This window comes from Streptomyces sp. NPDC088746, from assembly GCF_044751065.1.
In the GTDB taxonomy this organism is placed as follows: Bacteria; Actinomycetota; Actinomycetes; order Streptomycetales; family Streptomycetaceae; genus Streptomyces.
The window spans coordinates 1-19,089 of the sequence record NZ_JBIVLA010000001.1 but is presented as its reverse complement, the minus strand read 5'-3'; the positions used below and the strand labels follow the sequence as shown (position 1 = coordinate 19,089).

The window sequence follows — 19,089 nt, the reverse complement described above, 5'->3', positions numbered from 1 at the left end:
GCTCGTGGTCCGGAAGAGGTGGACCGGAAAGGTGGTCCGGAATGCGGTCCGTGAGGTGCGGGCCCGTCGGATCGTCGTTCCGATTGTCCCAGGAAGGGAACCGGAGTGGACAGTCAATCATCCCATGATTCTATGATGGGTCTCATGCGTCACGACGAGACCCCGACCCTGAGCCCTCCCGCCGACCCCCGTACACCCGTGCCGGGGAGCGCCCCGCCCGTGCCTTCCCCCTGGGTGCTGCGGATCGTCACCGTCGGTCTGGTCCTCGCCGCGCTCAACCTCCGGCCCGCCATCACCAGCCTCGGCCCGCTCCTCGAAGAGGTCCGGGACACCCTGCACATGAGCGGCAGCGTCGCCGGCGTCCTCACCTCCGTGCCGCCGCTCTGTTTCGCGCTGTTCGGCTTCATGGCGCCCCGGCTGGCCCGCCGGTTCGGTGCCGGCGCAGTCGTCTGCGCGGGCATGGTGGCCATCACCGCCGGCCTGCTGATCCGCCCGTTCGCCGGCGGTACGGCAGGGTTCCTCGCCGCCAGCGCCCTCGCCCTGATGGGCATCGCCGTCAGCAACGTCCTGATGCCCGTCATCGTCAAGCGCTGGTTCCCCGACCGGGTCGGCACCGTGACAGGCCTGTACTCGATGGCCCTGGCCCTCGGCACCGCCCTCGCTGCCGCCCTCACCGTGCCCCTCACGGACGCGCTGGGCGGCAGCTGGAAGACGGGACTGGCGGTCTGGGCGGGGCTGTCGGCCGTCGCGATCCTGCCCTGGATCCCGCTCGTACGGGACCGCGGTACGAGCGCCGGGCAGGCCGCGGGGCGTGCCGGGGGGCAGGCCCCCGCCCTCAGGATCACCCGCAGCCGTACCTCCTGGGCGCTCGCCTGCTTCTTCGGGCTCCAGGCCACGGCCGCGTACATCACCATGGGCTGGATCCCGCAGATCTTCCGTGACGCGGGGATCTCGGCGGGCACCGCGGGCGTCCTGCTCGCCGTGGTCATGGCCATGGGCGTACCCCTCGCCTTCGTCATCCCCCGGGTCGCCACCCGGCTGCGGACCCAGGGCCCGATCGTCCTCGTCCTCAGCGGCTGCGGCCTTCTCGGCTACGCGGGCCTCTACCTGGCCCCGGCCGGCGGCGCCTGGCTCTGGGCGCTGCTGCTGGGCGTCGCCAACTGCGCCTTCCCGCTGGCCCTCACCATGATCGGGATGCGTTCGCGGACCGGCGCGGGCGTGGTCAGGCTCTCCGCCTTCGCGCAGTCCACCGGCTACCTGCTCTCGATCCCCGGTCCCCTGCTGGTCGGCGTGCTCTACCAGCACAGCGGAGGCTGGGGCCTGCCGCTCGCCCTCATGGCGGCCCTCCTCGTGCCCCAGACGATCGCCGGTATCCTCGCGGGGCGGGACCGGGCGATCGAGGACGAATGCTGAGATGCGAGACTGTGCCCATGCCAGTGCTCGATCCGAATCCCCAGAACGGTCAGAAGAAGCTGCTCCTCGTCTTCGGGACGATGCTTCTCATCTCCGTAGTCATCGGCGTGATCGCCACGATCGCCTCCCCCTGACCCCGCGGGGGTGGGGCAGGCCCCCCTGTCCCCTAGGGGGCCAGGTTCAGGGTCGAGTGGGTGGGTCACCGGATGGGACCGCCGCCGGCCGGCCCGTAGGTTCTGGGTAACACAGCCGAGGACCCACGGAGGCGGACATGTCGGCCCGTACACACACCCGGACCCACCGCCCGGCCGCCACGGACTCCGTCGAGGTCAGGCTGCCGTGGTGGGCCGTCGCGCTGCCCGCACTCGCCTTCGCGGCGCTCCTCCTGCTGATCGTGGAACCCGGCCAGGCGCACGCCTCGGCCGGCGACCCCGCCCTCGGGCGGCTGCTCGGGCACATCGCGGGGCTGCTGCCCGCCTGACCGGCCCCGTACACACCCCGCCGCCCTTCCTTCACCCCCTACGGGCGAGCACGTCAACACCCTGCGCCCGGAGGCACAATTCGTGCGAAGCTGAGGTGTATGAGCGCCGATACACCTCGCAGGATCGTCCTTCTCAGGCATGCAAAGGCGGAATGGTCGCAGGAGTCCGACCATGAGCGGCCACTGGCGGAACGGGGCAGGAAGGACGCCCCCGTCGCCGGCCGCCGGCTGGCCCATTCAGGGACCGTCTTCGACCTGGCTCTGTGCTCGACCGCCACCAGGACCCGCGAGACCTGGAAGCTCGCGGTCCACGAATTCGCGCAGCGCCCCAGGACCGTGTACGAGGAGAGGCTGTACGAGGCCTCCCTCGGCGAACTGATCGCCTTGTTCAACGAGACGCCCGACGACGTGCGGAATCTGCTGGTCATCGGCCACAACCCCGGTATGCACGGTGCCGCGGACGCCCTCAGCGGGTCGGCCGGGGGCGATGCTCTCGCCCGGATGACCAAGGACGGCTTCCCGACGGCCGCCTACGCAGTCGTCGAGTTCCCCGGCTCGTGGAAGAGCCTGGAACACGGCGCGGGCAAGCTCGTCGAGTACTGGACGCCGAACGACTGAGCACGACGCGCGACGGAGCCCCGGCACAGCAGCTGTGCCGGGGCTCCTCGGCGTGCGGTCAGTCCACCAGACCGTCGGCCGTCTCGACCTCTTCACGGGTGATCCCGAGCAGATACAGCACGGTGTCCAGGAAGGGGACGTTCACCGCCGTATGGGCGGCCCGACGGACGACGGGCTTGGCGTTGAAGGCGACACCCAGGCCCGCGGTGTTCAGCATGTCCAGATCGTTGGCACCATCACCGATCGCCACCGTCTGCGCCAGCGGCACCCCCGCCTGCTCCGCGAAACTGCGCAGCAGCCGGGCCTTGCCCGCCCGGTCCACGATGTCGCCCACGACCCGGCCGGTGAGCTTGCCGTCGACGACCTCCAGCGTGTTGGCGGAGGCGAAGTCGAGCCCGAGACGCTCCTTGAGGTCGTCCGTGACCTGGGTGAACCCTCCCGAGACCACGCCCACTTGGTAGCCGAGCCGCTTCAGCGTCCGGATCAGGGTGCGGGCACCGGGGGTCAGCCGCACCTCCGCACGCACCTTCTCCACCACCGACACGTCGAGCCCGGCCAGCAGCGCCACCCGCGCGTGCAGCGACTGCTCGAAGTCGAGCTCGCCGCGCATCGCCTGCTCGGTCACCGCGGCGACCTCGGCCTCGCAGCCGGCGTGGGCCGCGAAGAGCTCGATGACCTCGTCCTGGATGAGCGTCGAGTCCACGTCCATGACGACCAGCCGCTGCGCCCGGCGGCTCAGCCCGGCCGACATGACGGCGATGTCGACGCCGATGTTCGCGGCCTCCGTCGCCAGCGCCGTCCGCAGTTCCTCGGTGCCGGCTCCGGACACCGCGAACTCGACGGCGGTGACGGGGTACTTCGCCAGGCGGAAGATCCGGTCGATGTTGCCGCCGGTCGAGGTGATCCTGGCCGCTATCACCGCCGTGGACTCCGCGGTCAGCGGGTGCCCCAGCACGGTCACATGGGAACGGCCGGAGCCGCGGGGACGGTTGTCGCCCGTGCCCGAGATGATCTCGGCCTGGAGCTTCAGCGACTCCGCCCAGCTGTGCACGGTCGCCCGGAGGTCGCCCTCCGTCGTGCCGTCGGGCGTAGGCGAGGTCACCAGGGCGCACAGGACGATGCGGCCACGGGTGACGACCTGCTCGATGTCCACGACGTCGACGGCATAGGCGGCGAGAGTGTCGAAAAGTCCGGCGGTGATGCCCGGCCGGTCCTTCCCGAAGATCTTGACGAGAAGAGTGGGGGCGTCCGTGTCCCGAGGGGACTCGGGGGGCTCAGGAGACCGGGGTGACCGAGGTGGCTGAGATGCGCTCATGGTGGTCCCACCGTATAGGGCGGCGGGTCGGGCTCCGAAGCCGTCCCGAGTGGCGGACAGCCGGAGGCCGGCCGTCTGCGCGGACGCCGGGCGGGGGGCCGGGCGGCGCGGATGGGATGCTCCGGACCCATTTCTCCCGAGTCGCCGGTGCGGACGGAGAGCCTCCGCGCGCTCTTCACGCCGCCCGGCTTTCCGTAACGGGACCGCTCCTGGAATAGTTCCCCACGATGTTCAGCATCCCTAGGCTCCCTGCGACGGGGGCGACACGGGGGACAACTAGTGGGGCGCGGAGTGCCGGAACTCGTACTGGAATTGAATGGAAGGACCTGGGCGCTCGATCCGTCCAGGTCGTACACCCTCGGACGTGATCCGCAGGGTGACCTGATGATCGACGACGCCAGAGTGTCGTGGCGGCATGCCACGATCAGCTGGAACGGCCGCGGCTGGTCCATCGAGGACCACGGCAGCACGAACGGCACTTACGTGCAGGGCCGGCGCATCCAGCAGATGGAGATCGCCCCGGGGACGTCGGTCCACCTGGGCAACGCCACCGACGGCCCGCGCGTGAGCCTCGTCGCCCCGGCGGGTGCCGGGGTCCACGGCGGGCAGGCGGCGGGGGCGCAGCAGCAGGCGCCCGTACCTCCCGCACAGGCGCAGCAGGCCCCGGTGCAGCAGCCGCAGCAGCAGGGCGCCGCCGGCTGGCCCGGCGCCCCGGCGCAGCAGCAGGCGGGCCGGCAGCCGGCCCCGCAGATGCAGCAGCCCCCGGTCCCGCACCAGCAGGGTTACGCCGGCCCGTCCGGAGCGGGCGGGCACGGCGCCGCCGGGGCGCCACCGGTCTACGGCGACCGCAGCCCGACCACGTTCCACCAGCTGGACCTCGGCCGGGTCATGCGCATCGGCCGTGCACTGGAGAACGAGCTGGTCGTCTCCGACCTCCAGGTCTCGCGCCTGCACGCCGAATTCCGGGCGACGCCCGACGGCCGCTTCGAGATCCGGGACCTCGGATCCCACAACGGCACGTACGTCAACGGTCAGCCGCTCAGCAAGTCCGGCTCCGCCCTCATCGGCGCGAACGACATCGTCGGTGTCGGTCACTCGACCTTCCGGCTGGTCGGGGACCGGCTGGAAGAGTTCGTCGACACCGGTGAGGTCTCCTTCTCGGCCCGCCACCTCACGGTCACGGTCGACGGCGGCAAGGACATCCTCAAGGACGTCTCGTTCGGCGTCCCGGAGAAGTCGCTGATCGCCGTCATCGGCCCTTCGGGCTCCGGCAAGTCCACCCTGCTCAAGGCGCTCACCGGCTACCGGCCCGCCAACCAGGGCGACGTCCTCTACGACAACCGGAACCTGTACAAGCAGTTCGCCGAGCTGAGGCAGCGCATCGGCCTGGTCCCGCAGGACGACATCCTGCACAAGGAACTCACGGTCACCAGGGCTCTGCGGTACGCCGCCAAGCTCCGCTTCCCCGCGGACACCACCGAGGCCGAGCGCACCGCCCGTATCCACGAGGTCCTCGCCGAGCTCAAGCTCGACATCCACAAGGACAAGAAGATCACTTCGCTCTCCGGCGGCCAGCGCAAGCGCGTGTCCGTCGCCCTGGAGCTGCTGACCAAGCCGTCGCTGATCTTCCTGGACGAGCCCACCTCCGGTCTCGACCCGGGCATGGACCGCGACGTCATGCAGCTGCTGCGCGGCCTGGCCGACGACGGCCGTACGGTCCTCGTGGTCACGCACTCCGTGGCCGAGCTGGCCATCTGCGACAAGCTCCTGGTGATGGCGCCCGGCGGGGCCGTCGCCTACTTCGGCCCTCCCGAGGAGGCGCTGAACTTCTTCGGCTACACCAGCTGGGCCGACGTCTTCTCCGCGTTCGAGAACTACCGCGACTACGACTGGGCGGGACGCTGGCGCGGCTCCCAGCACTACCAGATGTACGCCGCGGACATCGACGCCGTCGCCGCCCAGCCCGTGCACATGCCGCCGCCGCAGCAGATCCGCCCGCCGAAGCCGTCGGGCTGGGCGGCCCAGCTGTGGACGCTGATGCGCCGCTACATCTCGGTGATCGCGTCCGACAGGGGTTTCCTCGCTCTGATGGTGATCCTTCCGGCGGTGCTCGGCATCGTCAGCGTGGTCATTCCCGCCGAGTTCGGCCTGGTCGAGCCCGACGTGCCCAACAAGCAGTTCAACGCCAAGGCCGGGACCATCATGCTGATCCTCGCGGTCGGCATGTGCTTCGCCGCCGCGGCCAACTCCGTACGAGAGCTGATCAAGGAGCGGGTGATCTACGAGCGGGAACGGGCCACCGGTCTCTCCCGCTCCGCCTACCTGCTGTCCAAGGTGATCGTCCTCGGTGTGATCACGGCCTTCCAGGGCGTGATCCTCTGCGGGATCGGCTTCTCCACCCGCCAGCTGCCGGAGGAGGGCCTGTTGATGCCCCCCGCCGTGGAGATGTGCCTGTCGATCACCGTGCTCGGCTTCACCTCGATGATGGTCGGCCTGCTGATCTCCGCGCTGGTGAAGACCGCCGAGAAGACCATGCCGCTGCTCGTCATGTTCGCCATCGTCCAGGTCGTCTTCACCGGCGTGCTCTTCCAGGTCTACGGATCCCCGGGCCTGGAGCAGTTCGCCTGGCTGATGCCGTCGCGCTGGGCGGTGGCCGCGGCGGGCACCACGCTGGACCTCGCCCACCTCATGCCGCCGTGGGAACCGGAACACCCGACCGACCTGGATCCGCTCTGGGAGCACTCGGCCGGCCAGTGGGGGATCAACATCACGGTGATGCTCGTGATGAGCGCCGTCCTCTTCGTCGCGGTCTCGCGGATGCTGCGCCGCCATGAGCCCGAGGTGATGCGCAAGTAACGCCGCCGGGCCCGCACCGGGCCCGGAAACGCCCGAGGGCGGCACCCCGTGGGGTGCCGCCCTTCGGCATGAGCCGGCCGGTCACGCGACGCTGCGGACCGGCAGGGTCAGCTCTGCCAGGTCATGCTCGGTGCGTGGCTCAGTACGCGCTGTCGACGTTGTCGATCGAGCCGTACTTGTCCGCGGCGTAGTTGGCGGCCGCGGTGATGTTGGCGACCGGGTCGTACTGGTCGTGCTTGGTGCCCTTGACGTGGTAGAAGTCGAAGGTCGGCTTGATGACCTGCAGCAGACCCTTCGAGGGGATGCCGTTGATCGCGTTGATGTCCCAGTTGTTGATGGCGCGCGGGTTACCGCTGGACTCGCGGATGATGTTGCGGTGCAGGCCCTCGTACGTACCGGGGATGTTCTTCTTGTCCATGATGGCGAGAGCCTCACGGATCCAGCCGTCCAGGTTGTTGGCGTAGACCGGCTTGCGGTCGGCCGCGCGGCTGGCCTTCTTGGCGGAACGCTTCTTCGCGTCGGCCTTGGCCTTCGCGGCGGCCTCGCTCTTGGCCTCGGCGACGGCCTTGGCCTTCGCCTCCGCCTTGGCGGCGGTCTTCTTCTTCTCGGCGGCGTCCTTGGCCTTGGCCGCGTCGGCGGCCTTCACCAGCTGCTCGGCCGTCGAGTTCTTCTCGATCGAGCCGGCCTGGATGGTCTTGGCCTGCGAGCCGGTGTAGGCGACCGGCGCGGCGGCCGCGGCGGCCTGCGGCTCGGTCGTGGCCGAAGCGTCGTCGGGGACGAGCGAGAAGGCGAGAGCGGCGGCGGCCAGGGTCGAGACCCCCGCGACGGAGAGCTTCTGCGCCTTGTTCAGGCGACGGCTACGGCTGGAGATGCGGGACACGGACATACAGTCGTACCTCTTCGAATTGCAGGGGTCCTCGGCGAGGACGAGACGGAAGAGCCGAGGCATCTCCGTCGGGGACAGATGCAATTCTTAGCGCCAGCAAAATGGCGTGGCAAAGGTGTGACGTACGAAGCCGGATAGTGGAACGGGGTCTTGTTCCTACCTCCTTGTCCGGTTTGAACCCTGGCAACTTGCCCGTTTTACGCCAACTATCCGGCTTCGTAAGTGATGTGGGTCCTATGCCTGGGCTCACATGGGGACCCCTTCGCGCTCACAAAAAGTTGCTCCAGTAATGCGGAGCGTAAGCGACTTATCGGGCAGGGGGCAGCAACAGGTGGGCGTCCCCGAACTCGTGCCAGAGATACCGGTGGTCCAGGGCCTCGGCGTACCCCCGCCGCAGCGTCTCCCGCCCCGCGACCGCCTCCAGCATCAGCAGGTGGGAGGCCTCCGGCTCGTGCAGCCCGGTCAGCAGCCCGTCCACCACCCGCACGCCCCGCTGCGGCGTCACCACCAGATCCGTCCACCCCGCCGAGGCCCGCACCACCGCGTCCTCGCCCGCCGCGGACTCCAGGGCCCGCACCGCCGTCGTCCCCACGGCGATCACCCTGCCCCCGCCCGCCCGAGCCGCGTTCACCAGCCACGCAGTGGTGCGCGGCACCTCGAAACGCTCCGGGTAGGGCGGCTCGTGCACCTCGGCCGAGGCCACCCCCGTGTGCAGGGTCAGCGGTGCGAACTGCACCCCGCGGCTCACCAGCGCCGCCACCAGACCCGCCGTGAAGGGCCGCGCCGCACTCGGCATCTCCGCCGAACCGCTCCCGTCGGGCGACGGCACGGCGAACACCGTCCGGTACGCCGACAGCGGCTGGTCCCGCTCCGTGTACGCGTACCGGATGGGCCGCCCGTACCGGCTCAGCAGACCGGGCACGTCCCGCTCCACCCGCGCCCACCAGAGCCTGGCCCCCTCGCGCGGCCCGAGGGGTTCGTCCAGGACCAGCTCCTCACCGCCCGGGAGCCGTACCGCCGCTCCCGCCGGGCCGCCGGGGCGCGGCCGGGTCGTCCCGTCCCCGTCCGGCCGGCGCAGTTCCACCGCCCACCTGCCGTCCTCACCCCGGGTCGAGAAGTGCACGACGACCCGCTCTCCGCCCAGGCGCCCGTTGACCGCGGCCGCCAGCGTCATCGACGTGTTGACCACCAGGACGTCCCCGGCCCGCAGCTCCCCGGGCAGCTCCCCGAACCTCCGGTGCGTGACCGCGCCGCCCCGCGAGACCAGCAGCCGCACATCGTCGCGCCCCGCGCCCCGCTGCTCGGCCGGCACCCGCGCCGAGAGCTCCGGAGGCACCCGCAGGGAGTCCAGGGCGGTCACCGCTCCGCCCGCCGGTCCGAGTCCAGCAGCGCGGAGGCCGTGTACCTGCCACTGGCGGGGCGCAGCTCCAGCAGCCGTACGAAGGCGGGTGCCACGCTCTCCGGACGCGGCCGGGGCCCGGTGTCGTCCGGCACCGCAGCCGTATAGAGGTCCGTCCCCATGTCACCCGGGTCCACCGCCCACACCCGCAGACCCGGCTCCTCCTCGCCGAGCACCGCGGCCAGCTGGTCGAGCGCCGCCTTCGACGCCCCGTAACCGCCCCACGTCCCGTACGGCTCGGTGGCCGCGTCCGAGCTCACCGTGACCACCGCCCCGGCCGCCGAGGCCCGCAGCAGCGGCAGCGCCTCCTGCACGAGCCCGAGCGCCGCGACCACATTCGTCTCCAGCGCCTGCCGCAGCCCCGCCGGCGGCAGCGCCTCCAGCCGCACGAGCGGCTCGGCACCCAGCGCGCTCGCGTTGCTCACCAGTGCGTCGAGACCTCCCAGCTCCCCGGCCGCGGCCACCAGAGCCGCACGGTGCGCCGGATCCGTGACGTCCCCCGCCACCGCCACCACACGTGTCCCGTACCGGCCGCCCAGCTCCGCGGCCGTCACCCGGAGCACCTCCTCCGACCTGGCGCCCAGCACCAGATCCCAGCCCCTCCCGGCCAGCGCCGCGCCGAGCGCGCGCCCCAGCCCCTTCGAACCGCCCGTGATCATCGCGATCGGCATGACAGCCATCCCCTCGAACCTCGTGGAGTTCCGACGCCACCAACGTAGGAACGGGGCGAGGCGCGCCGCCTCGTCCATCGGCCGCAGCCGCGTACGGCACTTGGGACTAGGTCCGGAGCCCCGTACGACGGTGGTCCACAGCCCGATACGGGGGTGGCGGGCCCGCCGGTACCGTGAGCACATGAGTCATCGCCCACCGTCGGGCCTCGCCGCTGTCAGCGCCGCGCTGCTCGCCATGAGCCGGCACCTGGAGATGAGGGACGTCCTCAAGACGATCGTCGCCTCCGCCCGCGAACTGCTGGACGCCGAGTACGCCGCCCTCGGCGTGCCGGACGACCACGGCGGCTTCGCCCAGTTCGTCGTCGACGGCGTCAGTGACGAACAGTGGAAGGCCATCGGACCGCTGCCCCGCCAGCACGGCATCCTCGCGGCGATGCTCCACGAGGCGAAGCCCCAGCGGCTCGCCGATGTCCGCGAGGACCCCCGCTTCGAAGGGTGGCCCGACGCGCACCCCGACATGTCCGACTTCCTCGGCCTGCCCATCCAGGACGGCGACGAGACGATCGGCGCGCTCTTCCTCGCCAACAAGCGCTGCCCCGGCCCGGCCGGCGGCTGCAACTTCACCGAGGAGGACGAGGAGCTCCTCGGAATCCTCGCCCAGCATGCCGCCATCGCCCTCACCAACGCCCGGCTCTACGAGCGCAGCCGCGAGCTCACCATCGCCGAGGAGCGCTCACGGCTCGCGCACGAGCTGCACGACGCGGTCAGCCAGAAGCTCTTCTCGCTCCGGCTCACCGCCCAGGCCGCCGCGGCCCTCGTCGACCGCGACCCGGCGCGCGCCAAGGGCGAGCTCCAGCAGGTCGCCACCCTGGCCGGGGAGGCCGTGGACGAGCTGCGCGCGGCCGTCGTCGAGCTGCGCCCCGCCGCCCTGGACGAGGACGGCCTGGTCGCCACGCTCCGCACCCAGATCCAGGTCATGGACCGTGCCCACACCGCCCGGGTCACCTTCGAGAGCGCCGGGGTGCGCGCCCTGCCCGCCGCCCAGGAGGAGGCGGTCCTCCGGGTCGCCCAGGAGGCCCTGCACAACGCCCTGCGCCACTCCGGCGCCGGGCAGGTCGCCGTCACCCTCAGCCGGCACACCTCGTCCACGGTGCTGCGGATCACCGACGACGGCCGCGGCTTCGACACCCACGCCGTGCGGCGCGCGGGGCGTCATCTGGGGCTCGTCTCGATGCGGCACCGGGCCGGCGGCGTCGGCGGCCGCCTCACCGTCGCTTCGGAGCCCGGCAAGGGCACCACGGTCCAGATGGAGGTCCCCTGTGGCTGACAAGATCATCAAGGTGCTCCTGGTCGACGACCACCAGGTGGTCCGCCGGGGTCTGCGCACGTTCCTCGAGATCCAGGACGACATCGAGGTGGTGGGGGAGGCCTCGGACGGGGCCGAGGGCGTCGCCAGGACCGAGGAGCTCAGGCCCGACGTGGTCCTGATGGACATCAAGATGCCGGGTACGGACGGCATCGAGGCGCTCCGCAGGCTCAGGGAGCTGGAGAACCCCGCCAAGGTGCTGATCGTCACCAGCTTCACCGAGCAGCGCACGGTGGTGCCCGCCCTGCGGGCGGGCGCATCGGGTTACGTGTACAAGGACGTCGACCCGGACGCTCTGGCCGGGGCCATCCGTTCGGTCCACGCCGGCCATGTCCTGCTCCAGCCGGAGGTCGCCGGCGCGCTGCTGGCCCAGGACGACACCGGGAACGGCACGGGGCGGGGGAGCACCCTGACCGAGCGGGAGCGGGAGGTGCTCGGACTGATCGCCGACGGCCGCTCCAACCGGGAGATCGCCCGCGCGCTGGTCCTGTCGGAGAAGACCGTGAAGACGCACGTCTCGAACATCCTGATGAAGCTCGACCTGTCGGACAGGACCCAGGCCGCGCTGTGGGCGGTCCGGCACGGAGCAGCCGGCTGACGCGGGCGCCGTACGCCGGACACGTCCCCCGGACCGGCACGTTCCCCGGACCGGCTTCGGCCTGAACGGCTGACCGACGCCTCGCCCCCCCGCCGCCCGGGCGCGCTCACCCGAGCCCGCCCGGCGGCCGGGACCCGGCGCCCGCCCCGTCCGCTACCGCCCCCGCTCCTCCACGTACGCGTTGTACGCCGCGACCTGCGCCCGCCGGGCCACCCGCTCCACCGGCCGCAGCGCCTCGCCCCGGGCCGCGATCTCGGAAGCGCTCACCGCTCCGCCGTGCCCGTTCTCATGGGCCACGGCCACCAGCAGTCCCACGCGCTGGGCCAGCTCCAGCACCCGCACCGCACGCGGCGGATAGCCCGGAGCCAGCACCTCCCGTCCCTGCTCCGCCCTGGCCCGGTAGGCGTCCACGGCGGCCTCCGCGACCGGTCCGGACCCGGCGACATCCAGTCGCGACAGCACCGCCGTCGCGTCCCGCAGCGCCTCGGCGAGCTCCCGCTCCGCCTCGCTCAGCGACGGCACGTCGGCGGGCGGCGCCTCCCGGACCGGCAGGCAGCGCCACACCACCTCGACATGCAGATCCCCGGCGGGCCCCACCTCACTCACCTCCGGCACCAGGCCGTACGGCGCACCGGACGTGACCACCGCCTCCTCCGCCTCCAGCGCACGGGCGTTGAAGTCCGGCGGCCCGCTGAGCCCCAGCGGATGACCGGGCACCGGCAGCGCGACCCGGAAACCGGCCGCACCGAGCCCCCTCAGCCGGCCGAGCGCCAGCGTGAGCCCGACGGGCCCCGCCTCACCCGGCAGCCCCTCGACGCGGTGCACCGCGTCCTCGCCGACGATCGCGAGCGCCGCGTCGTCCGGTGACACAAGTCCGGCCAAAAGCGCGTTTCCCCATGCGGCAAGCCGCCCTGAGCGTGGTTCCGAAAGCATGGGAACAGCCTAGGGAACGGCCCCAGGGCTTGAGCACTCCTCGGGTGGCGTAGGTTTTCCCTGGGAGCTGTGCCCACAGGCACGCGACGATCTCGACACTGTATGGGGAGACAACGCGCCATGAGCGATGTACTGGAGCTGGTGGACGTATCCGTGGTCCGCGACGGACGCGCTCTGGTGGACGACGTCTCCTGGTCGGTCAAGGAGGGGGAGCGCTGGGTGATCCTCGGACCGAACGGCGCCGGCAAGACCACCCTCCTCAATATCGCCTCCAGCTACCTCTTCCCCAGCACCGGCACGGCCAAGGTCCTCGGTGAGCGGCTCGGCGGGGTCGGCACCGACGTCTTCGAGCTGCGCCCCCGCATCGGCATCGCCGGCGTGGCCATGGCCGAAAAGCTCCCCAAGCGGCAGACCGTGCTCCAGACGGTGCTCACCGCCGCGTACGGCATGACCGCCACCTGGCACGAGGACTACGAGGCCGTGGACGAGGAGCGCGCCCGCGCCTTCCTCGACCGCCTCGGCATGACCGGGTTCCTCGACCGCAAGTTCGGCACGCTCTCCGAGGGCGAGCGCAAGCGCACCCTCATCGCCCGCGCCATGATGACCGACCCCGAGCTGCTCCTCCTCGACGAGCCCGCCGCCGGGCTCGACCTCGGCGGACGCGAGGACCTGGTCCGCCGCCTCGGCAGGCTGGCCCGTGACCCGTACGCCCCCTCCATGGTCATGGTCACCCACCACGTCGAGGAGATCGCGCCCGGCTTCACCCATGTCCTGATGATCCGTCAGGGCAAGGTGCTCGCCGCAGGTCCCATGGAGACCGAGCTCAGCTCCCGGAACCTCTCCCTCTGCTTCGGCCTGCCGCTCGTCGTCGAGCACCTCGGCGACCGCTACACCGCACACGGACTGCCCCTCGGCCAGTAGTCGCACCACAGCCAACCTCCTCTGCGCCCTGTCGGGGAAGGCACTCGCGGTCCTACGATGACCATGTGGACATCGACGCGTGGGTGTGGTGGCTGATCGGCGCGGTGGGACTGGGCATCCCGCTCGTCCTGACCGCGATGCCCGAATTCGGGATGTTCGCCGTCGGAGCGGTGGCCGCGGCCGTCGTGGCAGCCCTCGGCGGCGGCATCGTCGCCCAAGTCCTGGTGTTCGTCCTGGTGTCGGTCGCGTTGATCGCGGTCGTCCGCCCGATCGCGGCCAGGCACCGGGCGTCCAGGCCCGGCGAGGCCACCGGCATCGACGCCCTGAAAGGCCGTCAGGCCGTCGTCCTGGAACGGGTGGACGGCAGCGGCGGGCGCATCAAGCTCGCCGGCGAGGTCTGGTCCGCACGCTCCCTCGACGGCGACCAGACCTTCGAACCCGGCCGTCAGGTGGACGTCGTGGACATCGACGGTGCAACGGCCGTCGTCATGTGAGCGAACCGGTCACACGGCAGGCCGCAGTCTGCCAAACTCGAAGTCGATCATCATGAGAACGAAACCGTCTTGACCGCTCGACCTCGATCACCGCGATCCGTCGGCAACCGAAGGGCACGAGGCACACGATGCAACCGATCATCATCGTCCTGATCATTCTGGTGGTGCTCGTCTTCATCGCCCTGATCAAGACGATCCAGGTCATCCCGCAGGCCAGTGCCGCCATCGTGGAGCGCTTCGGCCGCTACACCCGCACGCTCAACGCCGGGCTGAACATCGTCGTCCCGTTCATCGACTCGATCCGCAACAGGATCGACCTCCGTGAACAGGTCGTCCCCTTCCCGCCCCAGCCGGTGATCACCCAGGACAACCTCGTCGTCAACATCGACACCGTCATCTACTACCAGGTGACCGACGCCCGCGCCGCGACGTACGAAGTCGCCAGCTACATCCAGGCGATCGAGCAGCTCACCGTCACCACGCTCCGCAACATCATCGGCGGCATGGACCTCGAGCGGACCCTGACCTCCCGCGAGGAGATCAACGCCGCGCTGCGCGGAGTCCTCGACGAGGCCACCGGCAAGTGGGGCATCCGCGTCAACCGCGTCGAGCTCAAGGCCATCGAACCGCCCACCTCCATCCAGGACTCGATGGAGAAGCAGATGCGCGCCGACCGTGACAAGCGCGCCGCCATCCTCACCGCCGAAGGCATCAGGCAGTCCGCGATCCTCACCGCGGAGGGCGAGAAGCAGTCCGCGATCCTGCGCGCCGAAGGTGAGGCCAAGGCGTCCGCGCTGCGCGCCGAGGGCGAGGCCCAGGCCATCCGCACGGTCTTCGAGTCCATCCACGCCGGAGACCCGGACCAGAAGCTCCTCTCGTACCAGTACCTCCAGATGCTCCCCAAGATCGCCGAGGGCGACGCCAACAAGCTCTGGATCGTGCCCAGCGAGATCGGCGACGCCCTCAAGGGTCTCAGCGGCGCGTTCGGCAACCTCGGCGGCGGCGCCCCAGGCTTCAACACCGGCACGGAACGCCGGGAGCAGCCCCCGGTCGAATGACCGGAGAACACCTTCGTGCATGATCGGTGAGGCCCCTCGACCTTGAAGGCGGGGAGGCGTCACTGACCATCGAAGGAGATGGCCTTGTCCATCTGGGAAATGCTCGCGGTCTTCGCGGCCGGGATCGGCGCGGGCACGATCAACACCATCGTCGGCTCGGGAACGCTGATCACGTTCCCCGTCCTGCTCGCCACCGGGCTGCCGCCGGTCACCGCGACCGTGTCCAACGCACTCGGCCTGATCCCCGGCTCCATCAGCGGCGCCATCGGCTACCGCGAGGAACTCGCCGGCCAGCGCCGCCGCATACTGAAGCTGAGCGCCGGGGCGCTGATCGGCGGACTCTCCGGGGCCACCCTCCTGCTCGCCCTGCCCTCCACCGCGTTCGAGACGATCGTCCCCGTCCTCGTCACCCTCGCGCTGGTCCTGGTCATCCTGCAGCCCCGCATCAGCAGAGCGGTACAGCGCCGCCGCGACCGCGACGGCACCCCCGCCCGCCTCGACGGCGGGCCCCTGCTGTTCACCGGAATCATGCTCGCCAGCGTCTACGGCGGCTACTTCACGGCGGCCCAGGGCATCATCTACCTCTCCCTGATGGGCATGCTGCTCGACGACACGATGCAGCGCCTCAACGCCGTCAAGAACGTCCTCGCCGCCGTCGTCAACAGCGTCGCCGCACTCTTCTTCCTCTTCGTCGCGCACTTCGACTGGACGGCCGTGGCGCTCATCGCGGTCGGCTCCGCGATCGGCGGCCAGATAGGTGCCAGGGTCGGCCGCCGGCTCAGCCCGGGTTTCCTGCGCGCCCTGATCGTCGTCGTCGGCACCGCGGCCATCGTCCAACTGCTGCTGCGCTGACGGACGGAGCCCGCCCCTCCGGTACGAGGGACGGGCTCCGCACATGTTCCTGTGGGGAAGACGAGGCGCCTATGCCGCGGAGTGTGCCAGCCACTCCGGGAGCGCCGACCGGCCACCGGCACCCAGCGCGAGCAGCATCGCGTCCGCCGGCGAAGGTACGAACGGCTCCCGCAGCAGCGGCATGCCCGCCTGCTCCGGCGTCCGCGCAGCCTTGCGGTGATTGTCCTCCGCGCACGAGGCCACGGTGTTCAGCCAGGTGTCCTGGCCGCCCTGGGCCCGCGGGACCACGTGGTCCACGGTGCTCGCCCGCCGCCCGCAGTACGCGCACCGGTGCTGGTCCCGTATGAGGACACCCCTTCTGGACCACGGCGCGTGTCTTCGGAACGGCACCCGTACGTACCGGCAGAGCCTGATCACCCGGGGTACCGGGATGTCCACGGCGGCACCACGCATACGGAGCCCGGGATGCGACTGCTCGACGACAGCCTTGTCCTGCAGGATCAGAACCACCGCACGGTTGAGCGTCACCGTCGACAGTGGCTCGAAGCTCGCGTTGAGTACAAGTGTGTCCCGCATCCTGCCCACCTCCCGTGTGCCGCCCGTCTGCCGGCGGGCCCGGATCAACTCTGTCCGGGCGAGCCGTGATGGACAACGCAATAAAAAGTGCCCTGCCCTGATCTCTCCAAGACCAGGGCAGGGCAAACAGCAGGCGAACCTTCAGCTTTCGGGGGCGGCGTACTCCCCGATCAGCTGGGCACGGCCCAGTGTGTGGAACCGCAGGTTGAAGCCGACCACGGCGGGCGAGGCGTCGCTGTCGGGACCGAGCTTCTCGGTGTCCACCGCGTACACGGTGAAGACGTAGCGGTGGTTCTCACCGGCAGGGGGCGCGGCACCGCCGAACTCCTTCGCCCCGTAGTCGTTGCGGGCCTGGACGGCCCCCTCGGGCAGACCCTCGAACGCCCCGCTGCCCGCGCCGGCGGGAAGCTCGGCGACCGAGGCGGGGATGTCGAACGCCACCCAGTGCCAGAACCCGCTGCCCGTGGGGGCGTCAGGGTCGAAGCACGTCACGGCGAAGCTCTTCGTCTCCGGGGGGAAGCCCTCCCACCGCAGCTGCGGCGAGGTGTTCCCCGCCGCGAACACCTGGGCGTCCGCGAGTACGGCTCCCGGCGCGAGGTCCTCGCTCACCACGGTGAACGAGGGGACCTCGGGATGGAAGTCGTGCGGCAGCGGCGCCCTCTTCTGCTCGGTCACGTCAGCACCTCTCCTGATCGGCTGTGCGTTCTCCCCACCGACCCTAGAGGGTCCGTCAGAGCCAGTTGCGCTGGCCGCCGACCTGCGCGAGCCACTGGTTGAGGTACGCGGCCCAGTCGGTGCCCTGGAAGTCGTTGAGACCCACCTTGAAGGCACGGTAGGAGTCGCTGCCCTCGCTGAAGAGCCCCGGCTTCTTGTCCATCTCCAGGATGACGTCCATCTCGCGGTCGTCCGCGACGAAGGTCAGCTCCACCTGGTTCAGCCCCCGGTACTGCTGCGGGGGGACGAACTCGATCTCCTGGTAGAACGGCAGGCGCTGGCGCGTGCCGCGGATGTGGCCGCGCTCCATGTCGGCGCTGCGGAAGCCGAAGCCCAGTTGCCCGAAGGCGTCCAGGATCGCCTGCTGCGCGGGCAGCGGGTGCACGTTGACCGGGTCCAGGTCGCCCGAGTCCAGGGCGCGCGCGATCTCCAGCTCGGTGGTCACCCCGATGTTCATGCCGCGCAGCTGCTGCCCGGCGAACATGGTGATGGGCGTCTCCCAGGGGATCTCCAGCCCGAACGGCACGACGTGAACCGCGCCCGCCTGTACCTCGAAGGCGCCACCGAGGCGCTGCTTGGCGAACTCGATGTCCTGCTTGGTCTCCTGGTCCCCGCCCTCGACCTCGACCCGCGCCTGCAGACCGACCGAGAGTCCCTCGATCTGCTGGTCCACGGATCCGCCCTGGATCCGCACCTCGCCCTGGACCACCCCGCCAGGGACGACATTGAGTTCGGTGAGTTCGGTCTCGACCGAGGCACCGCCGGCACCCATGCTCGCGAGCAGCCGCTTGAAGCCCATGTTTTTCCTCCTAGGTCCTGTCCCCTACATACGCGCCATGACCGTAGCCGGTTCCCGTCGTCGCGATCCCAGTACCCTCGGACGCCATGAACGAGGGCATGGACCGTACGCCGCTCACGCGGGAATTCTTCGACAGGCCTGTCCTGGAGGTGGCACCGGATCTCCTGGGCCGCGTCCTCGTCCGGAGCACGGACGACGGCCCCATCGAGCTGCGGCTGACGGAGGTGGAGGCGTACGCGGGCGAGGTCGATCCGGGCTCCCACGCCTTCCGGGGCCGGACGGCCCGCAACAGTGTGATGTTCGGGCCGCCGGGGCACTCGTACGTCTACTTCACGTACGGCATGTGGCACTGCCTCAATCTGGTGTGCGGACCCGAGGGCAGGGCGAGTGGTGTGCTGCTCCGGGCCGGCGAGATCGGCACGGGGACGGAGATGGCCCGCAAACGTCGACTCTCGGCCCGGCACGACAGAGAACTGGCCAAAGGCCCGGCACGTCTGGCCACCGCCCTCGACGTCGACCGCGCGTTGAACGGGGTCGACGTGGTGGCGGGCCGGCGGCGCCCTCTGTCCGTCCTGCAAGGCTCACCGCCGCCCTCCGACCAGGTACGGAGCGGGCCGCGCACGGGTGTGGGCGGAGACGGCTCCCACCAGCCCTGGCGCTTCTGGATCGACGGCGACCCCACGGTCAGTCCGTACCGCGCCCATGTGCCGCGCCGCAGGGCAACTTGACTCGCCCCTGCTGTTTCCCTAATGTAGTCCGAGCCGCTTGAACGGATGCAGTTGTTCTTGGCGCGGTCCATCGGACCGGGTCGAAGCATCGTGAGAGGGCCAACCACTACCTACGATTCACCCCTGGCGGGTGCAATTTCGGCATGCCGAAATTCGCCCATCGACTCGATTATGAGTCACTGAGGAAATCGGCTAATGTAGTGACCACGCCGAAAGGGAAACGCGAAAGCGAAGAACTGGAAAGCGATTGAGCAGGAACCCGCTTCGGCCGGGAATCGGACACGAAAGAGTCTGATAGAGTCGGAAACGCAAGAACGAAGGGAAGCGCCCGGAGGGCCCCGGTGAAACGGGACCGAAGGAAGCGTCCGTTCCTTGAGAACTCAACAGCGTGCCAAAAGTCAACGCCAGATA

General features: G+C 70.5%; 20 protein-coding genes. 12 read left to right on the top strand and 8 right to left on the bottom strand.

The features are described 5' to 3' along the window. Positions 1 to 135 precede the first annotated feature (135 nt). The 4 genes from ACIP63_RS00100 (at position 136) to ACIP63_RS00085 (ending at position 2,512) form a co-directional block, all read left to right on the top strand. Entirely contained in the window at positions 136 to 1,413 is a 1,278-nt protein-coding gene (locus ACIP63_RS00100) for a CynX/NimT family MFS transporter (RefSeq protein WP_401509950.1), read from the top strand. Between the two features lie 17 nt (positions 1,414 to 1,430). Further along, positions 1,431 to 1,547, top strand: a complete 117-nt coding sequence (locus ACIP63_RS00095) for an SGM_5486 family transporter-associated protein (protein ID WP_086010434.1) — start codon at positions 1,431 to 1,433, stop codon at positions 1,545 to 1,547. A 137-nt stretch (positions 1,548 to 1,684) separates the two neighbouring features. Then, positions 1,685 to 1,894 carry a hypothetical protein gene (locus ACIP63_RS00090; protein ID WP_393755052.1) on the top strand — a complete coding sequence of 70 codons (210 nt, stop codon included), beginning with the start codon at positions 1,685 to 1,687 and terminating at the stop codon, positions 1,892 to 1,894. A 99-nt stretch (positions 1,895 to 1,993) separates the two neighbouring features. Beyond that, positions 1,994 to 2,512: a SixA phosphatase family protein gene (locus tag ACIP63_RS00085; protein WP_401509948.1), complete on the top strand. Its 519-nt coding sequence runs from the start codon at positions 1,994 to 1,996 to the stop codon at positions 2,510 to 2,512. 58 nt (positions 2,513 to 2,570) lie between these two features. Here ACIP63_RS00085 and serB read toward each other — a convergent pair whose 3' ends face one another. Beyond that, a complete protein-coding gene (gene serB / locus ACIP63_RS00080; protein WP_401509946.1) occupies positions 2,571 to 3,827 on the bottom strand; it encodes a phosphoserine phosphatase SerB in 1,257 nt (418 codons plus the stop codon). A 279-nt stretch (positions 3,828 to 4,106) separates the two neighbouring features. Between serB and ACIP63_RS00075 the strand changes: the two genes are divergently transcribed. Further along, positions 4,107 to 6,683 carry an FHA domain-containing protein gene (locus tag ACIP63_RS00075; protein ID WP_401509944.1) on the top strand — a complete coding sequence of 859 codons (2,577 nt, stop codon included), beginning with the start codon at positions 4,107 to 4,109 and terminating at the stop codon, positions 6,681 to 6,683. Positions 6,684 to 6,822: 139 nt separating this feature from the next. On the opposite strand, the gene ACIP63_RS00070 is transcribed toward ACIP63_RS00075, so the two are convergent. From ACIP63_RS00070 to ACIP63_RS00060, 3 genes are all read right to left on the bottom strand, one after another. Further along, positions 6,823 to 7,569: a transglycosylase SLT domain-containing protein gene (locus ACIP63_RS00070; protein WP_401509942.1), complete on the bottom strand. Its 747-nt coding sequence runs from the start codon at positions 7,567 to 7,569 to the stop codon at positions 6,823 to 6,825. A gap of 307 nt (positions 7,570 to 7,876) precedes the next feature. Beyond that, positions 7,877 to 8,929 carry an S-adenosylmethionine:tRNA ribosyltransferase-isomerase gene (locus ACIP63_RS00065; RefSeq protein ID WP_401509940.1) on the bottom strand — a complete coding sequence of 351 codons (1,053 nt, stop codon included), beginning with the start codon at positions 8,927 to 8,929 and terminating at the stop codon, positions 7,877 to 7,879. Further along, positions 8,926 to 9,639: an SDR family NAD(P)-dependent oxidoreductase gene (locus tag ACIP63_RS00060; protein WP_401512207.1), complete on the bottom strand. Its 714-nt coding sequence runs from the start codon at positions 9,637 to 9,639 to the stop codon at positions 8,926 to 8,928. The genes ACIP63_RS00065 and ACIP63_RS00060 overlap by 4 nt, the downstream gene beginning before the upstream one ends. 181 nt (positions 9,640 to 9,820) lie before the next feature. Here ACIP63_RS00060 and ACIP63_RS00055 point away from each other — a divergent pair, with 181 nt between their 5' ends. Together ACIP63_RS00055 and ACIP63_RS00050 are read left to right on the top strand one after the other, a co-directional pair. Next, a complete protein-coding gene (locus ACIP63_RS00055; RefSeq protein ID WP_401509938.1) occupies positions 9,821 to 10,966 on the top strand; it encodes a GAF domain-containing sensor histidine kinase in 1,146 nt (381 codons plus the stop codon). Beyond that, positions 10,959 to 11,603 (top strand): response regulator transcription factor, encoded by a 645-nt coding sequence (locus tag ACIP63_RS00050; RefSeq protein ID WP_099175983.1) that lies wholly within the window; start codon positions 10,959 to 10,961, stop codon positions 11,601 to 11,603. The genes ACIP63_RS00055 and ACIP63_RS00050 overlap by 8 nt, the downstream gene beginning before the upstream one ends. A 153-nt stretch (positions 11,604 to 11,756) precedes the next feature. Here the strand turns inward: ACIP63_RS00050 and ACIP63_RS00045 are convergent, their stop codons facing one another. Continuing rightward, positions 11,757 to 12,536: a hypothetical protein gene (locus ACIP63_RS00045; RefSeq protein ID WP_401509936.1), complete on the bottom strand. Its 780-nt coding sequence runs from the start codon at positions 12,534 to 12,536 to the stop codon at positions 11,757 to 11,759. Between the two features lie 120 nt (positions 12,537 to 12,656). Here ACIP63_RS00045 and ACIP63_RS00040 point away from each other — a divergent pair, with 120 nt between their 5' ends. The 4 genes from ACIP63_RS00040 (at position 12,657) to ACIP63_RS00025 (ending at position 15,861) form a co-directional block, all read left to right on the top strand. Beyond that, positions 12,657 to 13,457: an ABC transporter ATP-binding protein gene (locus ACIP63_RS00040; RefSeq protein ID WP_401509934.1), complete on the top strand. Its 801-nt coding sequence runs from the start codon at positions 12,657 to 12,659 to the stop codon at positions 13,455 to 13,457. Positions 13,458 to 13,522: 65 nt separating this feature from the next. Further along, complete coding sequence (locus ACIP63_RS00035) at positions 13,523 to 13,951, top strand: NfeD family protein (RefSeq protein ID WP_104790096.1); 429 nt, start codon at positions 13,523 to 13,525, stop codon at positions 13,949 to 13,951. 128 nt (positions 13,952 to 14,079) lie between these two features. Beyond that, entirely contained in the window at positions 14,080 to 15,009 is a 930-nt protein-coding gene (locus ACIP63_RS00030; protein WP_104790097.1) for an SPFH domain-containing protein, read from the top strand. 84 nt (positions 15,010 to 15,093) lie between these two features. After that, entirely contained in the window at positions 15,094 to 15,861 is a 768-nt protein-coding gene (locus tag ACIP63_RS00025) for a sulfite exporter TauE/SafE family protein (RefSeq protein WP_401509933.1), read from the top strand. Positions 15,862 to 15,930: 69 nt separating this feature from the next. Here ACIP63_RS00025 and ACIP63_RS00020 read toward each other — a convergent pair whose 3' ends face one another. From ACIP63_RS00020 to ACIP63_RS00010, 3 genes are all read right to left on the bottom strand, one after another. After that, positions 15,931 to 16,437: an HNH endonuclease gene (locus ACIP63_RS00020; protein WP_104790099.1), complete on the bottom strand. Its 507-nt coding sequence runs from the start codon at positions 16,435 to 16,437 to the stop codon at positions 15,931 to 15,933. Positions 16,438 to 16,578: 141 nt separating this feature from the next. Continuing rightward, complete coding sequence (locus ACIP63_RS00015) at positions 16,579 to 17,112, bottom strand: YbhB/YbcL family Raf kinase inhibitor-like protein (protein WP_401509931.1); 534 nt, start codon at positions 17,110 to 17,112, stop codon at positions 16,579 to 16,581. Positions 17,113 to 17,167: 55 nt separating this feature from the next. Continuing rightward, the gene (locus ACIP63_RS00010; RefSeq protein ID WP_401509929.1) at positions 17,168 to 17,950 is read right to left on the bottom strand and encodes a sporulation protein; all 783 of its coding nucleotides are present in this window, start codon (positions 17,948 to 17,950) and stop codon (positions 17,168 to 17,170) included. A gap of 86 nt (positions 17,951 to 18,036) precedes the next feature. On the opposite strand from ACIP63_RS00010, the gene ACIP63_RS00005 reads away from it, so the two are divergent. After that, a complete protein-coding gene (locus ACIP63_RS00005; RefSeq protein WP_401509927.1) occupies positions 18,037 to 18,678 on the top strand; it encodes a DNA-3-methyladenine glycosylase in 642 nt (213 codons plus the stop codon). The last annotated feature ends 411 nt before the right edge of the window (positions 18,679 to 19,089 follow it).

What these genes read in the sequence shown, in the direction of transcription:
- ACIP63_RS00100 (WP_401509950.1), top strand. Translation starts at nt 136, where the DNA reads ATGGGTCTCATGCGTCACGACGAGACCCCGACCCTGAGCCCTCCCGCC.
- ACIP63_RS00095 (WP_086010434.1), top strand. Translation starts at nt 1,431, where the DNA reads ATGCCAGTGCTCGATCCGAATCCCCAGAACGGTCAGAAGAAGCTGCTC.
- ACIP63_RS00090 (WP_393755052.1), top strand. Translation starts at nt 1,685, where the DNA reads ATGTCGGCCCGTACACACACCCGGACCCACCGCCCGGCCGCCACGGAC.
- ACIP63_RS00085 (WP_401509948.1), top strand. Translation starts at nt 1,994, where the DNA reads ATGAGCGCCGATACACCTCGCAGGATCGTCCTTCTCAGGCATGCAAAG.
- serB (WP_401509946.1), bottom strand. Translation starts at nt 3,827, where the DNA reads ATGAGCGCATCTCAGCCACCTCGGTCACCCCGGTCTCCTGAGCCCCCC.
- ACIP63_RS00070 (WP_401509942.1), bottom strand. Translation starts at nt 7,569, where the DNA reads ATGTCCGTGTCCCGCATCTCCAGCCGTAGCCGTCGCCTGAACAAGGCG.
- ACIP63_RS00060 (WP_401512207.1), bottom strand. Translation starts at nt 9,639, where the DNA reads ATGCCGATCGCGATGATCACGGGCGGTTCGAAGGGGCTGGGGCGCGCG.
- ACIP63_RS00055 (WP_401509938.1), top strand. Translation starts at nt 9,821, where the DNA reads ATGAGTCATCGCCCACCGTCGGGCCTCGCCGCTGTCAGCGCCGCGCTG.
- ACIP63_RS00045 (WP_401509936.1), bottom strand. Translation starts at nt 12,536, where the DNA reads ATGCTTTCGGAACCACGCTCAGGGCGGCTTGCCGCATGGGGAAACGCG.
- ACIP63_RS00040 (WP_401509934.1), top strand. Translation starts at nt 12,657, where the DNA reads ATGAGCGATGTACTGGAGCTGGTGGACGTATCCGTGGTCCGCGACGGA.
- ACIP63_RS00030 (WP_104790097.1), top strand. Translation starts at nt 14,080, where the DNA reads ATGCAACCGATCATCATCGTCCTGATCATTCTGGTGGTGCTCGTCTTC.
- ACIP63_RS00020 (WP_104790099.1), bottom strand. Translation starts at nt 16,437, where the DNA reads ATGCGGGACACACTTGTACTCAACGCGAGCTTCGAGCCACTGTCGACG.
- ACIP63_RS00010 (WP_401509929.1), bottom strand. Translation starts at nt 17,950, where the DNA reads ATGGGCTTCAAGCGGCTGCTCGCGAGCATGGGTGCCGGCGGTGCCTCG.
- ACIP63_RS00005 (WP_401509927.1), top strand. Translation starts at nt 18,037, where the DNA reads ATGAACGAGGGCATGGACCGTACGCCGCTCACGCGGGAATTCTTCGAC.